This window comes from Bovifimicola ammoniilytica (genome assembly GCF_025567085.1).
Classification (GTDB): domain Bacteria; phylum Bacillota; class Clostridia; order Lachnospirales; family Lachnospiraceae; genus Bovifimicola; species Bovifimicola ammoniilytica.
This window is the reverse complement of record NZ_JAOQJN010000006.1, coordinates 78,820-98,649: the sequence shown is the minus strand read 5'-3', so window position 1 is coordinate 98,649 and position 19,830 is coordinate 78,820. Positions and strand designations below refer to the sequence as shown.

Here is a 19,830-nt window from a genome sequence, read left to right as displayed (position 1 = left end):
TTCACCTCCTAACTTACATCATCTAAATTTGTTGTTTTACCATTTTCTATTTCAACAGCAACCAGATAATCTGTTCCCGAAGCCCAGCCTGACCTCTGATATCCGTAATTCTGTACGCCCTCCTCTGTCACATGTCCATATATAAATGCATATCGCCCAGCAGGAATTAATACGGAAATTCTTCCATTTACATCAGGACATACTGAACTTTCATATGTAAGACTTCCATCACTTGCAACCGAATATACTCCAACGAAATCACAACCCTGTGCAAGTTCATCTGATACTTTAATTTCGAGTCTGCCACAACCTGATTTCTTTGTATCATATGCATTACTGTTTCTGTCACCTAACAGACCTGCTGCCTCAAATAATTCAGTAATTTTATCAGAATACTTATCTAAACCATTTATCTTGGCACTAAATAATAAGCACGCATAGACATCATCATAATCTGAAAGCGGTGTAATTAATTCTATCGATGTGTACCATAATTTACTCTCATCTGAAAGACTCATTCCATCTTTATATAACCGGTATGCAATATGCGATAATAATGAATTGTTCTGATGCACACTTCCGTTATCATTATATTGATGTGGTGTAATTACATTTGCACCATAATACTCATCACCCACATATGCAGGCTGTTTATACAGATTAGGATTACTCATAGAACGTAGTGTTTCTCCACTGTTCTCGGCTAATTTCCAAGAACCGTCAGTTGTTGCATTTGCTCGCATTTCCATTATATTTCCCATAATATCACTGTATGCTTCGTTAATTGCACCCGTCTCATTTGCATATTTAGTTCCCTGCATAGAACTTCTGGTTACTCCATGGGTATACTCATGACCTACTACGTCAAGTGCCTCTCCATATCTGTTTGCCTGACTACTTCCAAAACACGCCCAGCCATTATTCACACCATAAAAGCACGCATTATTCTCAGCCTCGCCTTTCTCATTACACATATTTACAGTAATAAGTATAGGGGTTTCAAAACCATCTATTGACCTAATATTCATATCAGCATAATAATCATAAGCACGAATGTAGTTATAATATGTTATCAGATAATTATCATCCCAACCGTTGTTATCATCTGATGTTATGAAATCTAATCTGCCATTGTCATAATTAAATGCAGCATAATCCGATACCATAATTTTTCTGTCAATATCCGCCAGATAATATTTACCGTCCTGCGAATTATATGCTGTAGGTACTGTGATTTCTAAGGAACTTCCATCATATAACTTAACCTTTCCTGTATAGGTACCAGCCTGAAGATTCTTAAAATAATCCTCTGTCTTGTATGCATCATCTATTGCCGAACCTATCGAGGAAGTTGGAACCGATGTCAGATATTCGCCTGCATATGTTACAAAATGTTCAATATATGGCATGTCAAATGAAACTGATTGTTCAGGATTAGATGTATATACAACCATACATTCAACTGTTCTGGTGTTAAATGTAACTGCTGACTTCTGCGTATAGTCTGTATAATATTTAAAATCTATATCAGGATATTGCTTCTTAACTATACTTTCCGCCTGCGCTGCACTTATAAATGTCTTTTCTTCTGCAATACCCACATCCGGTGTAAATGAACACGACAATCCCGCCGCATATCCCTCCGGGTCAACAATAACTTTTAAGGTTGCATATTGTAATGTAAGTCCACCGTATTTCTGTTGAAATGTATAATATGTATATCCTTTACTATCCTGCTCACCAAATACGCAGAAGAATTCAGAACCCGCTGACAATCCAATTAATGAAGCCACTCCGTTTAATGATTCAACTGCATCTTCGTAGTCATTTATTTTCTCATCATAGTATTTGCCAACTAACGTAGTAACATAATTCTCGTCACTATATACAAATACTGCCTTATTATCATTCATTTTCTGAATATCTGTCTCGGTAAGCTGTACAGTATCATTATATTGCTTATCTACTGTATGCTTAGTCTCTTCTGTACTCAATGTATGTTTGGGATATTCTTTATCTTCACATCCTGCTAGCAATATAAGCATTACAGACATTACTATAGCTAGAACTCTCTTCTTCATTAATTAACACCTCCATTGCCATAATTACTAACATTATTATCTTGATTTTCATAATTACCCGCTTCATCTATAGACCAGTCATAGAAAAATGCATCATAACTATATCTGTCTCCCATAATTTCTTCTATAGGAAGTATTTTATAATCTTTCGTGATTACGCTCGCAGAACATATATTTCTCACATCCTCATAATAATTACTTAGAAGTTCTATCTTTCTTAATTTCATATGATGCATACTTCCATAACAAGGAAGATACTGTGCATACGAACCATCCTGATTCTTATATGTATCTTTATCAGGTGTTAATACAGGTTTTCTGGCATATATAATTTCATAAAACGCACAATTCGTCATGACAATATTACTGTTAAATAATCTTATCGGTGTCTCATTTCCCATAGCTGACGTATCTATGTCATATCCGATAAATTCTCTCCATTCTCCATCAAAATATATTCTCCCTGCACTATTTTCATCATAAAAATTTTTTTTTGGTTCCACCATACTAATCTTTCCATTCATAAATACAATATAAGGAGTTGTATCATGATAATATTTATCCAGGTTCATATAGGCTTCTGTACAATCTTCAAGTGTTTTGCCATCTGACTGATACCTATATACTTTTGCAAACATAGGATATTGGGCTGTATCTATCTGTTTTGTCGTAAATGGACCTGCTGCTGAAGTCGAGGTTAATTTATAATTATGATGATTCCTATACTCCACTTCTAAACCCTGACCATCATATTCTAATTTACTGCTTATAATTTCGCCATCTTCCGGAAGTGTTCCTACTAATCTGCAATTTTGCCCATTTGACAGCTTCGCCTCTAGATTCACTTCATAAATCTTGCCATCTGAAATCATATTGTAATTAGAATTTGTATACTTATAGAATGCTGAACTTCCAAAAACAGAATTGGTATCAACGATTCCCTCTCCCCCTGTAAATGTAGGATAATCTGACTTATCAAAATCGATTCCACGTTGTTTCAATAATTCCTGCTCAATATTAACAGGCTCGGTATCTGTTTTAGAATCCATATTATCAGTACCTTTTTTATTCGTACCACTGTTACCTGTATCTTTATCACTATTATCTGTGTCGTTGTCATTCGAATCTATATCTGTATCTGAAGATTTATTATCTTTATTTGAATCTTTTGTCAGATTGCTAACCCTGTTTTTACCCCTATTACCTGCTCCTTTATTACTCTTATTTTCTCCACATCCTGACATTAACATCACTACTGCAATATTAACTATCAATACACTTATAATTTTTTTTCTTAACTTGTAACTAGCATTATTCATAGGCATCTCCAATCTTCACTTTTAACGTTCCGATAAGTTCATATTATGTAATTTTGTGAACTGTTTTGAGATATTATATTTTATTTTCCTGATAATTTTAATGTTACAAATGTCTCTTTTTTATTTTTTTCGCGATTTTTGAGATATTTTACACAACTTTGAGAAAGAATATTGTAAGACATACGCTACGCCACTTTTGTGTAGCTCTATATGACATTTTGTATACAAATACGTGCATATTCTCTCAGAGCGTTTTTGTATATAAATTGCAATGGAATTTTTTATCTAAAAAAGACATATAGAAAAACTTTAAGCTCTTCTATATGTCTTAAAATCTGAGTTGAAATTCTCTTCTTGCATACTCCAATAATATATTCTAATAAATTTATTTCTCTAAATATTTCTCTAATTCTTCTACTAACTCAAACATTCCCGTAGCTGAAACCATAGCAGACGGTGCATATATTTTCGCTGATACATATTCATCATATATTCTTTTGCACGTCTTTTGGCATACTCTAGTGAGCCTAATTCCATTAACATATCGAACAAGTCCTCTCTAACCTTCGAATATTCAAAATTCTTAATATCACTTTTCTTCTTCGGCTTTAAACTCACTCTTTAATCTCCCAATTTACTATTCTCTTAAGATATGGGTCCGCACCATATCTGCCCTCTAAATACTGTTTGCTATATATTTCTTCTACGTGTCCCTCATCATCATATTCTATTCGTATATCTACACTACTTAACTCATCGCATAGATATACACCCTCTTCATCTATTTCGAAAATCGCATCAAATTCGCCGTTATCATCTTCAATATATAAATTTTCCTCATAAATCATATCTTTCAACTGTAAATAGATACTATGTTAATTGTATCACTATTTAACAATACATTTCAAAGGCAGATTTGTACAAAATTTATCATCTTCTATATAGTATTAATCCCTATATGTATCCTCAAGCTCTGTTGTAAAGAATTTGAAATAGTCGTCATCACTCTCTTTAATGAATTTTTACATACATAATTATTTTTAAGTTCTTGTATGTTTTTATTATAAATGGTATTCTTATTCTATAATTCAGAGCTTTTTATATATAAGCATTGAATGAACTCAAATAATCAAAAAAGCCGAATTAAAATAACATACAAAAGAAATGAGGTAATTATGAGTATTAAAAGTATTTTCTATAAACAACGTGAGAAATTCGAAAAGCAGGCTGATAAAAGAGACTTAGAATTTAACTTTCCGGACAACATACTTGAATATAAAGACATTTCTTATTCAAATGATGGGCTCAAAGAACATAGATTAGATATATTTCGTCCAAAAGATATGGAAAATGCCATTCTCCCTGTAATTGTTAATATCCATGGTGGAGGACTTATTATGGGAAATAAGGAATTTAACAGATTCTTCTGTGCAAGACTTAGTTCAATGGGTTTCCTGGTATTTAGTGTTGAATATCGTCTTGTCCCCGATTGTATGATTTATGAACAATTATCAGATATCACTATGGCAATGAATTTCATATCCGATAACATAGCACTATACAATGGCGATACTGAACATATTTATGCTGTCGGCGACAGTGGTGGTGCATGTCTGCTTACATATCATACTGCTGTTGATAATTGCGAGAACGTTGCTAATGCGGCAAATGTAGAACCATCTCATCTTAAAATCAATGCTCTTGGTCTTATAAGTGGTATGTTTTATACAACACGTTTTGACCAGATAGGCTTGTTCTTACCTAAATATGTCTTTGGTAAGAATTATAAAAAAGGAAATTTTGCCAAATATGTTAATCCAGAACACAAGGATATAGTAACTTCATTGCCACCTTGTTTTCTGGTAACAAGTACTAATGACAATCTTTCACACTATACATTAGATTACGAAAAAGTCCTTACTAAATATAATGTTCCACATAAGTTATTGAATTTTTCTGAGGATTCAAAACTAACACATGCCTTTAGCGTTTTCTATCCTTTCTTAGATGAGAGTACAGCGACTATTGAAAAAATGGTGAATTTTCTAAGAAAATACTGATAAAATTCAACTTCAAAACAACGCACAATAAGATGTACATCTATGATTATGGTGTCAAAATTCACTCTAAGAACTACCACACATAAAAATATCCAGAGGCAGATCTGTCTCCGGATATTTTTATGTGTGCGAGGTGCTACACACCTTTTGATACCCTGTTTTTTAATATTTATGTTTGTAATCTCTATTTTTATTCAAATGGAACTACTGCTCCATCGTATGTTTCATTGATGTATTCTTTGATTTCATCTGATTTTAATACTTCAACTAATGCTTTGATAGAATCTTTATTTTCATTGCCTTCTTTAACTGCTATTATATTTACATATGTCTGTGCTGCTTCTGAATCTGCTTTTTCACTTGCAATTGAATCTTTTCCTACTGAAAAGCCTGCCTGAAGTGCATAGTTACCATTCAACACAACAAATGCTGTTTCATCAACAACTCTTGCTACCTGTGCAGCTTCAAGCTCTACAATTTTAACATCATATGGGTTATCAACAATATCATTAACTGTCGCTTCAAGGCCTACACCATCTTTTAACTTGATAATTCCGTTATCCTGTAATAACTGTAATGCTCTTGCTTCATTTGTCGTATCATTAGGAACTGCGATTGAATCACCTTTTGCTATATCATCTAAAGATTTCTTCTTACCCGGATAGATTCCAAATGGCTCATAATGTATTCCGCCTGCATTTACAAGGTGTGTACCTTTTTCTTTATTAAATGATTCTAAATATGGAATGTGCTGGAAGTAATTTGCATCAAATTCCCCACTCTCTACAACCTGGTTTGGTTGAACATAATCATCGAATACTTTAATCTCTAATTTGTATCCCTTCTTCTCTAATAATGGTTTAGCTTTCTCTAATATTTCAGCATGTGGTGTTGCTGATGCTGCGATTTTAATTGTTTTATCATCTTTCTTAGATTTTCCGCAGCCTGTTAATGAGCTTGCTAATATTACACCTGTTAATGTTACTGCTAAAATTTTCTTAAATGTCTTTCTCATATTCTTGTCCTCTTCTTTCTCTATTTATTTTATATAAAGACTTATCAAATAAGTCTTATAAACTATTAAACTGCTAATTGTAATAAATTATATTTCTAGGTTATGTCTGACTTTATTTTATTAAAGTTCTGCTTTGTATTTATCATCTAATTATTTACGTTTATCAAGGCGATTTGCTATTAACATTCCGATTGACTGGAATATCTGAACTAATACTACAAGTAATACTACTGTAACAATCATAATGTCTGTCTGATATCTGTAATAACCATATCTTACTGCGATATCTCCAAGTCCGCCACCACCCACAGTTCCTGCCATAGCTGAGTATCCAAGTATTGTACCGATTGCTATCGTTGCGCCTGTAATAATAGATGTTCTTGCTTCTACTAAAAGCACTTTTACTATAATTCTGAATGTTGAAGCACCCATAGATCTTGCTGCTTCTATAACACCTGCATCTACTTCTTTTAATGAAGATTCAACCATTCTGGCTATAAACGGAATAGCTGCGGCTACAAGCGGAACTATTGTAGCTGTTGAACCATAACTTTGTCCTAATAAAAGTCTTGTAAATGGTATCAGTAATATTAACAGAATTAAGAACGGAATACTTCTTACGATGTTAGCAATTATATCTAATACTTTGTATATTACTGCATTCGGTTTTAATCCATCCTTGCCTGTTACACATAGTAACACGCCCATTGGTAAACCAATCAGATATCCAAAGAATGTAGAAACTAATGTCATATAAAGTGTTTCATAAATTCCTTGTTTTATCATTTCTATAACTTCCGGAGTAAACATCTTAAGCACCCTCCTTCCACTTTTCGTCAATGACTTCTAATTCTATATTTCGTTCTTTCAGATATTCCTGTATCTCTGAAAGTCTTGTGAAATTCTTCTGAAATTCAAGAATCATTTCACCTTTTGCCACACCACCAACATTTTTAGTTGATGCTTTTAGAATATTGACTGGTTCATTGAATTTAAGAATCATATTTGCAATTACAGGCTCAAATGCCGAATTTTCCGAATAAACAATTCTTACTCTTGTTCCATTCTGTATGCTGTCTACCACATCATAACTTTCTTTATCTGATAAGCAATCACTGTCTGTGCTCAGAAGTTCTTTAGCAACATCGGACTTAGGATGATTGAATATTTCAACCGTATCGCCCTGCTCTACGATTACTCCCTGTTTCATAATTGCCAATTTAGTACATATCTCTCTGACAACTGACATCTGATGCGTAATGATTATTATTGTTATTCCAAATTCTTTATTAATCTTCTTAAGCAATTCTAATATAGAAGATGTTGTCTGTGGGTCTAATGCACTTGTTGCCTCATCACAAAGAAGTATCTTCGGATTAGTCGCTAATGCTCTTGCAATTGCAACTCTCTGCTTCTGTCCTCCTGAAAGCTGTGCCGGATATGCTTTAGCCTTTTCTGAAAGTCCTACTATATCAAGAAGTTCTTCTGCTCTTTTTTTCGCTGCTTTCTTAGAAGTGCCTTGTATATATAAAGGAAAACAAATGTTGTCAATTACTGTTTTCTGCATTAAAAGATTAAAATGTTGGAAAATCATTCCAATGTTTTCTCTTTTCTTTCTAAGCTGTCGGCCTGATAAAGAAGATAATTCCTGTCCCTGGACTTTAACTGTTCCTTTAGTTGGACGTTCCAAATAATTCATACATCGGACAAGTGTACTTTTTCCTGCACCGGACATTCCGATTATTCCAAAGATTTCTCCTGCTTCTATAGAAAGACTTACATCATTTAAAGCATGTACTTCCCCGCCTTTTGTCTTAAAGGTTTTATATAAATTCTCTATTAAAATCTCAGACATTTCTTTACCTCCATTTCATTCATTTTTCATATTTCATCATTATAAATCTATGGGAATGTTTATTATTACTATTCCTATATGTTTTATATGATATCTTATGCTTAGTGATTTTACATTGAACAGCACTAATTGTCAACTATATTTTCTGATTTGTATAATATGTATTTCCTATGGTTTGTTATAGTTTAAAACTATAACGCTGTGTAATCGCCTGCTATCTCTTCCTCAAACTGCATAAATTGTCTCGATAGTGTCGGTTCTGTAATATGTCATTGTCTATATAGACGTTAAAATATTTATTATATCTATAATTCTAAATATTTTTTGTTTGCAAGTATGTACGCATTATTTGCAGCCTGGTATTTACTGCTGTTGTATTCGCTCTTTATTTCATAACTTTCTATCTCACTTGCTAATAACGATTTCAGATTTAAATAACAGAACCTTTGAAAAAGATTCCTAACAAATTAAAAGCCTGTATGTCAATTAAAGACAATACAGGCTTTTAATCTAAGTACCTATTGAAATAAATATATACTAATTTTAGAATGTTGCATTAAAAAGTACAAATATATAACCTAAACCGCTAAGAGCTATCCATAAAATTGAAAACCAAAAAAATGCATTCCTGAAAGTTGATTCTAACTGCACATAACATAATGGATTCCTGCTATTAACTTTAAGCTTATAAACCTCTCCTATATACGGAATATGTGTATTAGTATACACGTTATTCATTAAAATATATTTATGTCCATTTTTACATCTGGTATATAAAATAGGTCTATATACTCTGGTAGAATGTCCACTGCCGACACGTTTTCTGCTAATACGTGAATCAACCTCAACACATACGGCATCAACAGTTTCATCATAATAACCCGATTTCTGTTGTAGTTGCTGTTCAATAACAATGTAAAACATACATATTCCGATACACGGAAATAATAAAACAGCATCTAATGCAAGAATATCAGACCATTGAGGACCATATTTAATATATGAAATTATATTTCCAATAGCAAAAACAGTTAAAACCGTAAGCAAAGCATATTTTACACATAATACTTTAGGCCTTTCATTAACTGATGGAGCAGTTAAACAATACGACCGCTGGGTTTTAAAACTTTTTTTCCCTGTGAGATTAAGGTATAGGTCAATATTTTGTGACGGAATCTCATTCTGTAGAAAATCAGGGTTAATTATGAAAATAGACATTTTGTATTTTGTGAAAGTATCCAATATAATAGCAGACATAAGTGCTAGAACAAACATTACCGGACCGACACCAGTAAGAATATATTCCACATTCCCACCACATATCGCACCTATAGCTATAAGTACCATCGACAGAATACCTATAGATATAATGGTCACTCCCGGAATATTTAATCTCTTATACTTATTTTGTCTTTTTTGTGAATTGCTAAGAGAATTATTATAATTCACTGCTTCATTCCAAAAATCATCAAGATAAATAGTTGCATCCTCATCTGGTGGAACTGTCTGCTGAGAGTTATTTGTAGAATTATTCAGGTTATTTGATGTGCTATTAAATGTATTAACAGAATTTGTACAATCAAGAGTCTCAAAAGAGTCAACTGAGTTTAAATTATCGAAAATTTTAAATGAATCAATAGAATCTGAATCATCTGACAACGTCTCTGAAACTTTATTGTCATCTAATTCATCTACAGTAGAATTATAAGAAGTCTGGTTTTCTGAATTATCTGTTGTATTATTTGCCTTATCGTAGGAGTTACTATAATTCTCATCATAGAAGCTGCTATAATCATATGTAGAATAGGTATAGTCTTTAAATGAACCACCATAAGTACCAGATGAATTATCATTATTTTCTGTGGTTTCACTTTCTGTACCTGTTAAATCAGTTTTATCATTTTCATTATACATTTGTATATAAGTCTCCATTTCATAACATTTATATTAAAATTATAAACCATATTTCATAAAAATAAAGTGTTATTATACAGATAATAGAATAGTTAATGTTTCCCTTATGGAATATTATACTCACAAAAAACTCCAGACCACATTCTTATTGAACATAATCTGGAGTTTAATAATCTAATTAAATATTAACTTCTAATTAGGAATTGATTATTTATTTGTGATAGCTGCCTGTGCTGCTGCTAATCTTGCAATTGGTACACGGAATGGTGAGCAAGATACATAATCAAGACCAATCTTATGGCAGAATTCAACTGATGAAGGATCTCCACCATGTTCTCCACAGATACCAACGTGAAGTTTTGGATTAACTGGTTTACCAAGTTTGATAGCTGTTTCCATTAACTTACCAACACCTGTCTGGTCAAGTTTAGCAAATGGATCATTTTCAAAAATCTTTTTATCATAATAAGCATCTAAGAACTTACCAGCATCATCTCTTGAGAATCCAAATGTCATCTGTGTTAAATCGTTTGTACCGAAGCAGAAGAAGTCAGCTTCCTTAGCGATTTCATCAGCTGTAAGAGCTGCTCTAGGAATTTCGATCATTGTACCTACTTCGTATTCAAGAGTAACACCTGCTGCTTTAATCTCAGCATCTGCTGTCTCAACAACAACTTTCTTAACATATTTTAATTCCTTAACTTCACAAACAAGTGGAATCATAATTTCAGGTTTAACATTCCAATCTGGATGTGCCTGTTTAACTTCGATAGCTGCACGGATAACAGCTTTTGTCTGCATCTTAGCAATTTCAGGATATGTTACTGCAAGACGGCATCCTCTGTGACCCATCATTGGGTTAAATTCATGAAGTGAAGCGATAATAGCTTTGATGTCTTCTACTGATTTACCCTGAGCATCTGCAAGTTTCTTGATATCTCCTTCTTCTGTTGGAACGAATTCATGAAGAGGTGGATCAAGGAATCTGATTGTAACTGGGTTACCTTCAAGTGCTTCATAGAGAGCCTTGAAATCTCCCTGCTGATATGGAAGAATCTTATCAAGAGCTGCTTCTCTTTCTTCTACTGTATCTGAACAAATCATTTCTCTGAATGCTGCAATTCTGTCTTCTTCGAAGAACATATGCTCTGTACGGCAAAGACCGATACCTTCTGCACCAAGTTCACGAGCTTTCTTAGCATCTGCTGGTGTATCTGCATTAGTTCTAACTTTAAGTGTTCTGTACTTATCTGCCCAAGCCATAACACGTCCGAACTCACCTGCGATTTCAGCATCTTTAGTTGGGATAATACCTGCATAAATGTTACCTGTTGTACCATCGATAGAGATTTCTGATCCTTCTGTAAATGTCTGACCAGCTAATGTGAATTTCTTATTTTCTTCATCCATATTGATGTCGCCACAACCAGATACACAGCATGTACCCATACCACGAGCAACAACAGCAGCATGTGATGTCATACCACCACGAACTGTTAAGATACCCTGAGCAGCTTTCATACCTGTGATATCTTCTGGAGATGTTTCAAGACGAACAAGAACTACTTTTTCTCCTCTTGCAGCCCATTCTTCTGCATCAGCAGCTGTAAATACAACTTTACCACAAGCAGCACCTGGTGAAGCACCAAGACCTTTTCCAAGTGGTGTAGCAGCCTTAAGTGCAGCAACATCAAACTGTGGATGTAATAATGTATCTAAGTTACGTGGATCAATCATTAATACAGCTTCTTCTTCTGTCTTATGTCCTTCATCAACAAGGTCACAAGCAATCTTTAATGCAGCTGGAGCTGTTCTCTTACCATTTCTACACTGTAACATATATAATTTCTTATTTTCAACTGTGAATTCCATATCCTGCATATCATGGTAGTGATTCTCAAGGATATCACATACTTTGATGAAGTCAGCATATGCTTCTGGGAATTCCTGTTCCATCTGAGCGATAGGCATTGGTGTACGAACACCTGCAACTACGTCTTCACCCTGTGCATTGATAAGGAACTCACCCATAAGTTTGTTCTCACCTGTAGCAGGATCACGAGTAAATGCAACACCTGTACCAGATTCATTATTTAAGTTACCGAATACCATAGGCATTACGTTAACTGCTGTACCCCAAGAATAAGGAATATCATTATCTCTTCTGTATACGTTAGCACGTGGATTATCCCATGATTTAAATACAGCTTCGATAGCTAATTTTAACTGTTCTACTGGATCTGAAGGGAAATCTTCACCTAACTGTTTCTTGTATTCAGCTTTGAACTGCTGTGCTAATTCTTTAAGATCATCTGCTGTAAGATCTACGTCGTATTTAACACCTTTCTTTTCCTTCATCTCATCAATAAGCTGTTCGAAGTATTTCTTACCAACTTCCATAACAACGTCTGAGAACATCTGAATAAATCTTCTGTATGAATCATATACGAAACGAGCAAATGCTGGATCATCATTACCTTTGATCATAGCTTCTACTACTTCGTCATTAAGACCAAGGTTAAGAATTGTATCCATCATACCTGGCATAGATGCTCTTGCACCAGAACGAACTGATACAAGAAGTGGGTTCTGAAGATCACCGAATTTCTTTCCGTTTACTTCTTCCATCCACTTAACTCCGTCCATAGTCTGTGCCATGATTTCGTCATTGATTTTTCTACCATCTTCATAGTACTGTGTACAAGCTTCTGTTGTGATTGTGAAGCCCTGAGGTACTGGAAGCCCGATTTCTGTCATTTCTGCAAGGTTAGCGCCCTTACCACCAAGTAAGTTACGCATGGTCATGTTACCTTCTTTGAAGGTGTATACCCATTTGTTTGCCATTTGTCAATTCCTCCTAAAAATTTACTTCGTTTATTACTAAAAAGCAATAAATGCTTTCAATAATACGACCTTGGGAAAGTGCTAAAAATAGTCGCACTTTTCCCACTAAACACAATTATAGCAAGTTGTTTCCATTAAGTCAATTCATTTTTACAAACTTCAAATCATATAATTATTATTTAGACTATCATCTTTGAAATTTTAAATTCTCTATTTCAAACTTTCAACATACTCTTCTAACGTAATATTTTTTTCCTGCATTTCTATAATCATATTTTTATATATTCTATCTGTTTCTTTGGCTGATTTATTAAAAAATCTGAGTAATCCTCCCTCAATCACACACATAAGTCCTGAGTATATAAGTCCATCTGAAACAGACTCAAATTGTCCTGCTATCCACATTCCTGAAATTAAAATTACGGTCATTCCAACAAAGATACATGTATTTTGTTTAGTTACTCGTATTACATCACATTTCTTCGAAATATTCTCCAGATACTGAGCCTCGTTTACAGGAGTTTTTCCTTTCTTTACAGCCTTATCATACTTTTTCTTATAACCCTTAAGCCATTCCCTTGGCAATTCATTTTCTAAGTTCATCCCCTCATTTATTGCATCCCTGAAGCTTATTTCTGCTTTTTCCTTTTTCTTTGTTCTAATCTTAAATGTACCATATTTTCTATAATTAATGATAATTCTGAATATCAGATAAATTAGTATGTATGCGGTTGTAACAGCTATCGGTACAATACTTTTTATATTCATTGTAAATTTATCATCTGTCGGTATAAATATTAAAAACATTACCATAATAATGACCATTAAAGCCATACACAGATTCCAGAAAAATGGTTTTATCTTCTTAAATCTATCGATAAGGGGTCTGATTAAAAGAAATACTATGGTATCAACAATAATACCTCCTGCAATTCCTATGAAATACGGACTCAAATCAGTATTTCTTAATATTCCCTCTCCATCTGTAAGTCCTATGATAAAATCTATCAATTCTACAATCAGAAGAAACGCTGCTAATTTAAACAGCCTTTCTGGTACTTCCCTTATACGGTTTTCGACAGTATAATCACTATAGAATTCCTTGCAGAATTTATCTATGTCATTTCCTACGATTACTGATACGCTCTGTCCATCATTCTGTGCTTCTAACATACTATCAAGTAATTCCATCATTTTTCCACTTTGGACATCACTATCAATAAAATGTGTATTTCCATATATGTCAATTCTTTCAAATACTTCTTTATATTCTTTGTTTAATTTATCTTCTAATAATATATATGATTGTTTCATACTATTCCTCATTTCTGAGCGACTTGTTGCAAAGTGGCAATGATAAATTCTCACAGGTGATTTCTCATCGCCATAAAGGCTATTTGCTTTCGCTCCGAAACAAATAGCCGTATAAAAGAATTGGTGCATCAGCACAATTCCTTTGCACTATTCTCCATTCACATTTAATATTTCATTTGCACATTTTGTTATTCTTTCATAATTTTCTTTAAAATTTCTTAAATACTCTTCTCCCTCCTCTGTAATTGAGTAGTATTTTCTTATTGGTCCTAATGGAGATTTTGCTCTCCTACAGGAGATATATTCCTTCTTCTCTAAACGGGTAAGGACGGGATACATTGTTCCCTCACCTAAATTCTGAAATCCATATGTGCTAAGTGACTGTAAAATTTCGTAGCCATATGTTTCACCGCTAGAAATAACTGCCAGCACACAGCCTTCTAATATACCTTTCATTAATTGTGTATCTTCCATATTGTTCTATCGCCTTTCTACTTTGTATTATCAAGTAGTATGATATAAATTTAGCACAGCTACTTTGTATTGTCAAGTAGTTGTGCTATTAATTTTTTTCACTGATATCAACTTGTATATAGCTTTAACTATCATTAAGAACGCTATATCTAATATGGTCTTTCTTCACCTTTTATATTAACTTTTCTTGGTGCTGCCATCTTCATTTCTCTTATGATATCTTCATTTGGTTCAAATATAACTTTGATTAATGTCGAATCGTTTCTCTGAAATACTACATATCTGTCGGCATTTTTCTCTAATGATGAGAAATCTCTAAGCTTATATACCTGTTTCTCATATGGCTCAAGTAATTTTGAATCTTCCGGCGCGATTATCTCGACTTTATCCATCTCAATCTTGCCACAGCCTTTTCTCTTCATCTTACCACATATTTTATCAACTTGACATTCACCACTTAAATACTGGTACTCGAATTCAATATCTGTCATATGAAATACATATCTTGTAGCATATGCCAAAGCCACACCAACGATAAATGCGACCGGTCCGAAAACTGCTGATAATACTACTGAAAGCGCACATAATAATATAAACAGAACTCTTACCATCATTCCAATCAATGTATGCTTTCTTTTTATCATATATTCATGGTATACTTCTCCCATTTTTAATCCTCCGTTTCTTTTTTACGACTAAATTTAATTATACTTAACTGATAGAAAAATAACAAGCACTTTATATTATTTTAAGACTTAGTATTTTAAGGCTTAGCATAATTAATTCTATTTCATAAATTCCACAAATACACTGTTACTTATATCAATCCCTCTCTCTGTTAACCTGAAGTATTCTTCGTTATCTTTTATTCCACCACACATCTCTTTACTTATATTTTTATCCACATATTTCAGAATGTCTTCTACATCTTTATCTCCATCTATTCTAACCACTTCACATAATCCCTCGGATATCAGCCTGTCAGGTATTTCGCCATATTCTTCTCTTAATGTCTTTCCAGATACTCTTTCGAATTCTTTTAAGCTGATTCCCTCCATTTTGCGTAATCCCAGAAACATAAATTCTTCTATCTGTTCATCTTTATTAACCTCTGAGATTTCATCACGAATTTCATCTATATTTGTATTATTTATCCTCTCTATATCAGTTCTATCCAATTTTCTTCTTAAAAGAATATCTATATATTTATCCCTGTCAGATATATTCGAATATCTTAAATTATTCACAAGAGAAGCTGCTGCCACACCAAAGCCATAATAATTATCCCTGCTCCAATATTTAATATTATGTTTACATTCATAACCTTTTTTCGAATAATTAGAAATCTCATATCTCTCATATCCATTTTCTTTTAGAAACGTTTTCGTCATATGATACATTTTCCTGTCTGTTTCTTCACTTGGAATGGCATCGCTAAACTCACCGTTTTCACCATATTTATTATAAAAAGGCGTACCTTCTTCGATTATAAGACTATATGCTGAGATGTGCTCCGGATTAAGTTTAACGACTTTCTTAAGTGTCTCCATAAATGAATTAACTGTCTGATAAGGAATTGCAGACATTAAATCTATGTTAATGTTGTTAAAACCTGCTCTTCTTGCTTCTGTATAAGTTTCTACGAATTTCTCATATGTGTGAATTCTTCCAAGCAGCTTTAATTCTTCATTATCAGCGGACTGTAGCCCTATACTTATTCTGTTAATTCCTGCTGCCCTGTATCTTTTGAGCTTATCATAGTCAACTGTTCCCGGATTAACCTCAATAGTTATTTCTGCTATATCCTTATCAATATTATATTTTCTGAAAACAATTTTTAAAATTTCTTCTATATATTCCACTTTATAAACAGATGGTGTTCCTCCGCCAAAAAAAACAGAATCAACAGGTTCATCTATCTCTGTTGATTCAATTTCTTTAAGCAGTGCTTCTTCATATAATTCCATATCTCTATCGCAACCTTTCGCTGATACAAAGTCGCAATAGAGACACTTCTGTTTGCAAAACGGAATATGGATATATATTCCTGCCGACATTTGTTTTGCCTCTTTCTATATAAACAATAACATTATTTTATTCAATTATTTAATACATAACACTTATTTACTCGTCTAACTTAAGTACACTCATAAATGCTTTCTGTGGTATCTCGACATTTCCAACCTGTCTCATTCGTTTCTTTCCCTCTTTCTGTTTTTCAAGAAGCTTCTTCTTTCTTGAAATATCACCACCATAGCATTTAGCCAGAACGTCTTTTCTCATAGCTTTAACTGTTTCTCTCGCAATAACCTTGCTTCCGATAGCAGCCTGAATAGGTATCTCAAATAATTGTCTTGGTATCTCTTCTTTAAGTTTTTCGCACATTTTTCTTCCACGCTCATATGCTGTTCCCGCATGTACGATAAATGATAATGCATCGACTTCCTCTTTGTTAATAAGAATATCTAATTTAACAAGTTCTGAACGCTCGTAGCCTTTCATCTCATAGTCAAATGAAGCGTAACCTCTTGACCTTGATTTTAATGCATCAAAGAAATCATATATAATTTCATTTAATGGCAATTCATATTTAAGTAATGCCCTTGTTTCCTCGATATATTCCATTCCAAGATAATTGCCACGTCTCTCCTGGCATAGTTCCATAATTGGTCCAATAAATTCTGTTGTAACCATTATCTCTGCTTTAACCACAGGTTCTTCCATATAATCTATCTCTGATGCATCAGGAAGATTTGATGGATTAGTAAGTTCTATTACTTCTCCATTTGTTTTATATACTTTATACACAACTCCCGGTGCTGTCGTAACAAGGTCAAGATTATATTCTCTTTCTAATCTTTCCTGAATTATCTCAAGATGTAATAATCCTAAGAAACCACATCTGAAACCAAAGCCAAGTGCTATCGATGTCTCCGGTTCAAAATTAAGTGAAGCATCATTTAACTGTAACTTTTCAAGTGCATCTCTAAGGTCAGGATATTTTGCTCCATCAGCAGGATAGAGACCACAGTAGACCATAGAATTAACTTTCTTATATCCTGGTAATGCCTCATCACAAGGATTATCTGCATCAGTAATTGTATCACCCACTGTTGTATCCTTAACATTTTTAATACTTGCTGTGAGATATCCAACCATTCCTGCTGATAATTCGTCACACGGAATATACTGCCCTGCTCCGAAGTATCCAACTTCTACAACACTTGCTGTTGCTCCTGTTGCCATCATTTTTACCTGTGTGCCGACTTTAACTGTACCTTCCATTACTCTGAAGAATACTATTACCCCCTTATAAGAATCATAAATGCTGTCAAATATCAATGCTTTTAAAGGTGCATTACTGTCTCCCTTAGGTGCTGGAATCTTATTAACAATCTGTTCTAAGACCTCTTCTATATTTAATCCGTTCTTTGCTGAAATAAGCGGTGCATCCTGTGCTTCAATACCGATTACATCTTCTATTTCGTCAATTACCCTCTGTGGTTCTGCACTTGGTAAATCTATTTTATTAATTACAGGCATTACATCTAAGTCATGGTCAAGTGCCATATAGACATTGGCAAGTGTCTGTGCTTCTACACCCTGTGCTGCATCAACTACCAAAATTGCTCCGTCACAAGCTGCAAGGCTTCTTGAAACCTCATAGTTAAAGTCAACATGTCCCGGTGTATCAATGAGATTGAAAATATATTCTTCACCATCTTTTGCCTTGTATACAGTTCTTACCGCCTGGGACTTTATGGTGATTCCACGTTCGCGCTCTAAATCCATATTATCTAACACCTGTGCCTGCATTTCCCTGCTTGTAAGCAGACCTGTTTTCTCAATAATTCTGTCTGCAAGTGTAGATTTACCATGGTCAATATGAGCTATTATACAAAAATTTCTAATATTTTCCTGCTTAATTAATGACATATCTGTATTCACAACTGCCTTAACCGGCACTCCTTTTCTAAATATCTCTTTACAAAATAATCTAATTATGATTTGACATCAAAAACACATGATACCAAACTATTCATTATCCGTAAACCTTCTTATTTTTGACATTTGTATCATATTATACTAATTTTTTAATAATTAATCAACTTTATTATCTTCTTTTATATTTTCTCAAAATGTGGTATCATATATCATAGTTAAATCATAAAGATTACAGAAAGTGGTGATAGTTTTGTCTATATTTTCTAAATTCGGCAATAAAGGAATCAATAAAAAACTAGATACATATTGTGATGAAGCCAGAACTTTTATACAGGTACATTATGTAAGAGAACGTGGAAGTGCTAAATATGCTTTCAATACCCTATCTTTGAAGTCTGACCCTGACAGAGATGCTTGTAAAGAATGGTATGAATCACATGGTAATCCTGATAACTTTCAGGATATTGTAGAATTATATCTTAAAGAGAATAACGTAAGTCCAGCAACCATATGTGCTGAATATGGTTTAGAAAACAGTATTTTTAATAAAATATCCTCTTCAGCCTGTCCTGTTGAGAAATGGGAGGCAATAGCAATATGTTTCGGTCTTGACCTGAATCTTGCTGAAAGCAGGCAACTTCTTAAAACTGTAGGATATGCACTTACTAATTCCTCTGAAACAGATTTAATAATAAGATATTGCTTAGAGAATAACATTTATAAATTGAGTGATATTAATTATATCTTAGATAAAATATGTGAACGTAAACTCAACGAAATCAGTTAATTAATAATATAGAGTCAAAAAACATTTTATATTAGCTGTAAATATATATTTGTAGCAGGATAACACTCGATTTTAACATCATAATCTTAATGCAAAAGCTGTAAATATGGTAATATCTCTATTACTACATATCACAGCTTTTTGTTTTGTTTCCTCTAGATATCAGTCCTTTATAAAATGTGTCCGTCTATGATACACTCTCGATTTATGACGTATCGTGCC

General features: G+C 33.5%; 16 protein-coding genes. 2 read left to right on the top strand and 14 right to left on the bottom strand.

Features of this window, described 5'->3' with window-relative positions; translation table 11 throughout:
• Nucleotides 1-8: 8 nt before the first annotated feature.
• From OCV48_RS09200 to OCV48_RS09185, 4 genes are all read right to left on the bottom strand, one after another.
• The gene (locus OCV48_RS09200) at nt 9-2,081 is read right to left on the bottom strand and encodes a M4 family metallopeptidase (protein WP_147591753.1); all 2,073 of its coding nucleotides are present in this window, start codon (nt 2,079-2,081) and stop codon (nt 9-11) included.
• Nucleotides 2,081-3,400 (bottom strand): hypothetical protein, encoded by a 1,320-nt coding sequence (locus tag OCV48_RS09195; RefSeq protein ID WP_147591751.1) that lies wholly within the window; start codon nt 3,398-3,400, stop codon nt 2,081-2,083. Before OCV48_RS09195 ends, OCV48_RS09200 begins: the two co-directional genes overlap by 1 nt.
• Before the next feature lie 417 nt (nt 3,401-3,817).
• On the bottom strand, nt 3,818-4,018 hold the full coding sequence (locus OCV48_RS09190) for a hypothetical protein (RefSeq protein WP_147591749.1): 201 nt from the start codon (nt 4,016-4,018) through the stop codon (nt 3,818-3,820).
• On the bottom strand, nt 4,015-4,248 hold the full coding sequence (locus OCV48_RS09185; protein WP_147591748.1) for a hypothetical protein: 234 nt from the start codon (nt 4,246-4,248) through the stop codon (nt 4,015-4,017). The genes OCV48_RS09190 and OCV48_RS09185 overlap by 4 nt, the downstream gene beginning before the upstream one ends.
• A gap of 327 nt (nt 4,249-4,575) precedes the next feature.
• Between OCV48_RS09185 and OCV48_RS09180 the strand changes: the two genes are divergently transcribed.
• Nucleotides 4,576-5,460, top strand: coding sequence for an alpha/beta hydrolase (locus OCV48_RS09180; protein ID WP_147591746.1), 885 nt, complete (start codon nt 4,576-4,578; stop codon nt 5,458-5,460).
• Between the two features lie 190 nt (nt 5,461-5,650).
• Here OCV48_RS09180 and OCV48_RS09175 read toward each other — a convergent pair whose 3' ends face one another.
• From OCV48_RS09175 to lepA, 10 genes are all read right to left on the bottom strand, one after another.
• On the bottom strand, nt 5,651-6,475 hold the full coding sequence (locus OCV48_RS09175; RefSeq protein ID WP_147591745.1) for a MetQ/NlpA family ABC transporter substrate-binding protein: 825 nt from the start codon (nt 6,473-6,475) through the stop codon (nt 5,651-5,653).
• A gap of 150 nt (nt 6,476-6,625) precedes the next feature.
• A complete protein-coding gene (locus OCV48_RS09170; protein WP_021982425.1) occupies nt 6,626-7,285 on the bottom strand; it encodes a methionine ABC transporter permease in 660 nt (219 codons plus the stop codon).
• A gap of 1 nt (nt 7,286) precedes the next feature.
• The gene (locus OCV48_RS09165) at nt 7,287-8,330 is read right to left on the bottom strand and encodes a methionine ABC transporter ATP-binding protein (RefSeq protein WP_147591744.1); all 1,044 of its coding nucleotides are present in this window, start codon (nt 8,328-8,330) and stop codon (nt 7,287-7,289) included.
• 543 nt (nt 8,331-8,873) lie between these two features.
• A complete protein-coding gene (locus OCV48_RS09160; RefSeq protein ID WP_147591742.1) occupies nt 8,874-10,244 on the bottom strand; it encodes a hypothetical protein in 1,371 nt (456 codons plus the stop codon).
• 207 nt (nt 10,245-10,451) lie between these two features.
• Nucleotides 10,452-13,088, bottom strand: a complete 2,637-nt coding sequence (gene ppdK / locus OCV48_RS09155; protein ID WP_147591740.1) for a pyruvate, phosphate dikinase — start codon at nt 13,086-13,088, stop codon at nt 10,452-10,454.
• Nucleotides 13,089-13,298: 210 nt separating this feature from the next.
• Complete coding sequence (locus OCV48_RS09150; RefSeq protein WP_147591738.1) at nt 13,299-14,402, bottom strand: DUF1129 domain-containing protein; 1,104 nt, start codon at nt 14,400-14,402, stop codon at nt 13,299-13,301.
• 147 nt (nt 14,403-14,549) lie between these two features.
• Nucleotides 14,550-14,876 (bottom strand): PadR family transcriptional regulator, encoded by a 327-nt coding sequence (locus tag OCV48_RS09145; protein WP_021982900.1) that lies wholly within the window; start codon nt 14,874-14,876, stop codon nt 14,550-14,552.
• Nucleotides 14,877-15,025: 149 nt separating this feature from the next.
• The gene (locus OCV48_RS09140; protein WP_147591736.1) at nt 15,026-15,544 is read right to left on the bottom strand and encodes a DUF6106 family protein; all 519 of its coding nucleotides are present in this window, start codon (nt 15,542-15,544) and stop codon (nt 15,026-15,028) included.
• Nucleotides 15,545-15,661: 117 nt separating this feature from the next.
• The gene (hemW, locus tag OCV48_RS09135) at nt 15,662-16,933 is read right to left on the bottom strand and encodes a radical SAM family heme chaperone HemW (RefSeq protein WP_147591734.1); all 1,272 of its coding nucleotides are present in this window, start codon (nt 16,931-16,933) and stop codon (nt 15,662-15,664) included.
• Nucleotides 16,934-17,000: 67 nt separating this feature from the next.
• Nucleotides 17,001-18,812 carry a translation elongation factor 4 gene (gene lepA / locus OCV48_RS09130; protein WP_147591826.1) on the bottom strand — a complete coding sequence of 604 codons (1,812 nt, stop codon included), beginning with the start codon at nt 18,810-18,812 and terminating at the stop codon, nt 17,001-17,003.
• A 259-nt stretch (nt 18,813-19,071) separates the two neighbouring features.
• Here lepA and OCV48_RS09125 point away from each other — a divergent pair, with 259 nt between their 5' ends.
• Nucleotides 19,072-19,608: a hypothetical protein gene (locus OCV48_RS09125; RefSeq protein ID WP_147591732.1), complete on the top strand. Its 537-nt coding sequence runs from the start codon at nt 19,072-19,074 to the stop codon at nt 19,606-19,608.
• The last annotated feature ends 222 nt before the right edge of the window (nt 19,609-19,830 follow it).